Source organism: Bacillus sp. JJ1562, from assembly GCF_036962705.1.
GTDB lineage: Bacteria > Bacillota > Bacilli > Bacillales > Bacillaceae_L > Ferdinandcohnia.
The window spans coordinates 1-4,210 of sequence record NZ_JBALOQ010000075.1 but is presented as its reverse complement, the minus strand read 5'-3'; the positions used below and the strand labels follow the sequence as shown (position 1 = coordinate 4,210).

Below are 4,210 nucleotides of genomic sequence, written 5' to 3'. Positions count from 1 at the left end.
TGAAAGGAAATAATATTTACATAAATGAAATGTGAAAAGTGAAAAAGCCAGCATTATTGCTGGCTTTTGTCTTAGTAGGATAATGATGTGTCATAATAATAATGATTCTTGTTCAACTACCATGAAAATAAACTTCCCTAATTACAAAAAAGACAACATCAAAGAAGACCCTCCTAATTCGTAAAAAAAAAAGAGAGCTGCTATTCATTGATCTATGGATTGATTGACTGTGTTAAGAACCATTATAGACATCTTATGATATTTTCATTCTCTGTGGTGAAGTGATGATTTTTGCGATTCATGGATGGCTAACGGGTGCTTTACTTCAATAAGAATAGGACTTGCGTGAATGATTGATTTTCATTTATGCAAGTCCTTTTGTTATGCTCCCACATGTCCACAAACAGCTCTGTAACACCGATTAGATAACCTGCGTCTTGGATTCCTCGACTTCATTATCAGCGCCCTCAAGCTCGTTAAACGCTTCTAGGGGATTGTTACGATTGCCATGCATGATGTGGTGTATGGGCAAGTTGAAATGATAGACCTTATGGTAACGATGATTGATAAGTATACTTGACANNTGTCAAGTATACTTATCAAAAAGTGAGGAGGTGGCGAAATGAATAAGGATGAAATATTAAAAGTTGCGCAAACTGAAAAGTTGGATGAAGGTCGTAAGTATATTAACGACTTTGCGTTAGGAACTGTAGGGGTATTTGCTTTTATAGGAATCGCCCTTGTGATTTTCTATAAAATTGTAATCAATGAAAGTTACGGTGAGTTACTTAGTTTATTGATTGGTATGGTTGGAGCTTTTTGTTATGGGAAATTTGTTTCCACTTCAAAAAAGTATTGGTTATTTGGAGCGGTTATTTTCTTTCTAGGAGCAGGCACAGTCTTTAAACAATTGCCTGGGTTATAAAATGAAGAACGAGAAATTAGTCCTTCATAACAATTTAAAAACTGTGCGTGCACAACAAAAATTAAGCCAAGCCAAATTAGCCGAAAAGGTTGGAGTATCACGTCAAACAATTAGTAATATTGAAACTGGCGAGTTTGTTCCCACAGCAAGACTAGCATTATTGCTTTGTTTAGCTTTAGATAAAAAGTTCGAGGATTTATTTTATTTTTAAAAGGATTTCCATAGTAATCAATGGAACAAGAGGATAGTAGCCAATATAAAGATTCGGTGAGAAGTGTTATCAGGACCTAAGTAGGATAGGAAGTTATTGTGAAAAATCACACTTAAAGTAACGGGTGCGTTGATCCAAGAAGGATTAAGGCACTTTTTTGTTGAAGTTATTAAACTAAAGAAGCAGAATAGTTCAATAAGAGGATTACCAAAGAGGGTGGTCTATTTTTCCGAAGGAATAAGAAACCATTTTTGTGATATTGTGTTAGTTTTGTTTTTTATCAATCCAGAAAAATATTATTAAATGAGTTGGAATTCAATGAAATTACAAATGCAGAAACATAGCTAACTAGAACGAAGAAGAGTCCATGACCGTCATGGTATAATACAACTAATCAATATATAAGAAAAAAGGAATTAGACATTCAATTACAAGTTAGAGGTGAAATTATAATGTATGCAGATTTACATATTCATTCACACTATTCCGATAGTACCCGTTCTCCTGAGGAAATTGTGAAGAAGGCAAGAGAGCTCGGCATTGACTTATTATGTGTAAGCGACCACAACACAACAGCAGCTTATAACGAGCTTATACCATTGTGTAAAGCGAACCAAATTAAATTAATTCGAGGAGCAGAAATCTCTACCTCTTTTGAAGATAAAGAATTTCATGTCCTCGCTTATGACTTCAATTTTGAAAATAAAGAGATAATTGATATTTGCAAACAATGCGAGACGGTTTATGCTGATATTGATTTAGAATTAATAAAAAAGATGAGTGTTGACTACAAGGAAATAAGTATAGAAGATTTTAATTCTTACAATCGAAATCTAAAAAACGGTGGTTGGAAAGGTTTTGACTACCTAAAGAGCAAAAACTTAGTTATTGATGTTCCTAGTTTTTTTAAGCTCATCAGTGATTATAATATTAAACCAAAAAATTCATTTCCATCAATAGAATATGTAATAAATGTAATACATAATGCAAATGGTAAAGCTGTTATTGCCCATATCGGAGAAACAATGAAGAATAATCTTTTTGAAATAGAACCTCGTTTAAAAAAACTTGAAAATATGGGAGCAGATGGCTTTGAATGTTATTACACAACTCATACAGAAGAAACAACAAATGTTCTTATAGACTTTTGTCAAAAAAATAATATGTTAATAACCATAGGCAATGATGACCACGGTGGATTTAACAATAGATCAAATGTCATATATGAAATGGGGGCTATTAAGGTTGATTTTAGTAAGTTGAATTTGAAAGATATTGAGATTTTGGGTTAACTTTAATAACCATGTATGGTAGCACAAAACAGTCTTTGTTCATTATAATAAAAAATCGCCATTAAAAACGGTGCGGTGAACCCCACCATGTCTTCAGAGCAAATAACTTGTCTTGAAAAGGCTGACATTTTATCGGGTTTTTAAAGAAAAGGATTACAGAATAGTACAACCATTGTTTCATTAAACCAGCTAATAGTTTGTCAACATTTTTCAATAAAAAGATTAATAACATCATGATATACTAAAATTGCACATGCCAAATAACCTTCCTCTATTCTGTAATTGGAAGGTTTTGTTGTATTTAGTTAGATATAGTTTCTATGCTATATCTTGGAAAGTAGTTCTGCTTTTTAGTAAGGCGTAAATCCAATGTAATAGCTTATTAACACATGCAATAACCGCCACTCTGAAGGGTTTTCCTTCTTCACGTTTCCTATCGTAAAACTCTCTTAATCTTTTATTGCGTGCGATTATCTCATCAGTCGTTTTCTTCTTACGAGAATCTCGAATACCACTTTGAACGGCCATATATAAGGCATGTCGTAGTCTATTAGATCCTCGTTTGGTAATTCGATTAACTGATGCGGTAAACTTTCCAGAAGAGTAAACGCTAGGATCAACTCCAGCGAATGCAACTAGCTTTTTGGCATCATTAAATCGGTCTATCTCTCCAATCTCGGAAATAATCGTTGCAGCGATTTTTTCTCCGATTCCAGGAATGGATTGGAGAATATGATATTCTTCAATTTCGTTAGCGAGGGCATCTATTTCGGTGGCAATCTTAGATAGATGCTCTTTGTATTGAAGAACAAGATTAACTAACATTTCAAGATTAAAAATATTACTCTGGTAAAGGTTGTTCTGGAACGGATTGCGAAGGGCTGCCTTTTTTAACTTTTTTGCCCTTTCTTGTGCCCATAGGTCGGAACGACTCTTACATAATGAACCTATCTTCTCTGATAAGTCTCTTTCACTCGCACCTATTACCGCCTCAGATGTTGGGAATGCTAGTAAAGTGAGCAAAGATACCTTTGAATATAAATCCCCAAATACACCCCTATACTCAGGGAATATCTGATCTAACAAGGAGTGCAACTGTATCTTAGTTTTGGCTGATATTTCTGCAATACTATCTTGTTGTCTAGTAAGGTTACGAAGGTTTAAAAGTTGAACACCTCGCTTTTTATAGGGTTCTAACTCCTCTTTATAAAACAGCTCACAAAGGTGATAGGCATCTACTGCATCTGTTTTAACTTTACGTAGACTAGAACTTTTGGCACGATGTGAGATAAGAGGATTAACAACAATATAAACGTACTTTTGCTCCTCCAAAAATTGAATAACTGGATAATGATAGTGACCAGTTGATTCCAATACGACCGTAGGTCGGTTACCATTAGAAGATTTTTCAACTTCATGAAGGAATTCAAGTAAACTCCCCAAACCTTTGAGGTCATGCTTAATACTAAAGCTCATTCGATAAGGTTTACCTTTATCTAAAAATGCTTGAATCTGACTTTCCCCTTTTGAAACATCCAGACCAATGACTGGATTCATATACTATCTCCTCCTAGAATATTGAATTAGTCGGTATCCCCTAAGGCTTCTTGTAATGTCATAGGTTCGCTTGTTAAACGGGATCTAATTGTCCCAACCAGCCTGAAACATGTTTATACAAGTAGGGGGTGAACAGTTTAATTGACGGGATCTAGCCCCACGGGTGCGACGTTCTACCCCGACTACCGTTATAATAAGATAGCTTGTTCAACTAACGGTGCAGTT

General features: G+C 34.7%; 4 protein-coding genes. 3 read left to right on the top strand and 1 reads right to left on the bottom strand.

Annotation, left to right across the window (positions count from 1 at the left end; all coding sequences use genetic code 11):
- The first annotated feature begins 622 nt into the window (after nt 1–622).
- The 3 genes from V7097_RS25545 to V7097_RS25535 all read left to right on the top strand — a co-directional run bounded on the left by V7097_RS25545 (nt 623) and on the right by V7097_RS25535 (nt 2,428).
- A complete protein-coding gene (locus V7097_RS25545) occupies nt 623–925 on the top strand; it encodes a DUF6442 family protein (RefSeq protein ID WP_335706453.1) in 303 nt (100 codons plus the stop codon).
- Nucleotide 926: 1 nt separating this feature from the next.
- Entirely contained in the window at nt 927–1,136 is a 210-nt protein-coding gene (locus tag V7097_RS25540; protein ID WP_335706452.1) for a helix-turn-helix transcriptional regulator, read from the top strand.
- Nucleotides 1,137–1,588: 452 nt separating this feature from the next.
- Nucleotides 1,589–2,428, top strand: coding sequence for a PHP domain-containing protein (locus V7097_RS25535; RefSeq protein ID WP_335706451.1), 840 nt, complete (start codon nt 1,589–1,591; stop codon nt 2,426–2,428).
- A 318-nt stretch (nt 2,429–2,746) separates the two neighbouring features.
- Here the strand turns inward: V7097_RS25535 and V7097_RS25530 are convergent, their stop codons facing one another.
- The gene (locus V7097_RS25530; protein ID WP_335706450.1) at nt 2,747–3,985 is read right to left on the bottom strand and encodes an IS110 family transposase; all 1,239 of its coding nucleotides are present in this window, start codon (nt 3,983–3,985) and stop codon (nt 2,747–2,749) included.
- Nucleotides 3,986–4,210: the final 225 nt, after the last annotated feature.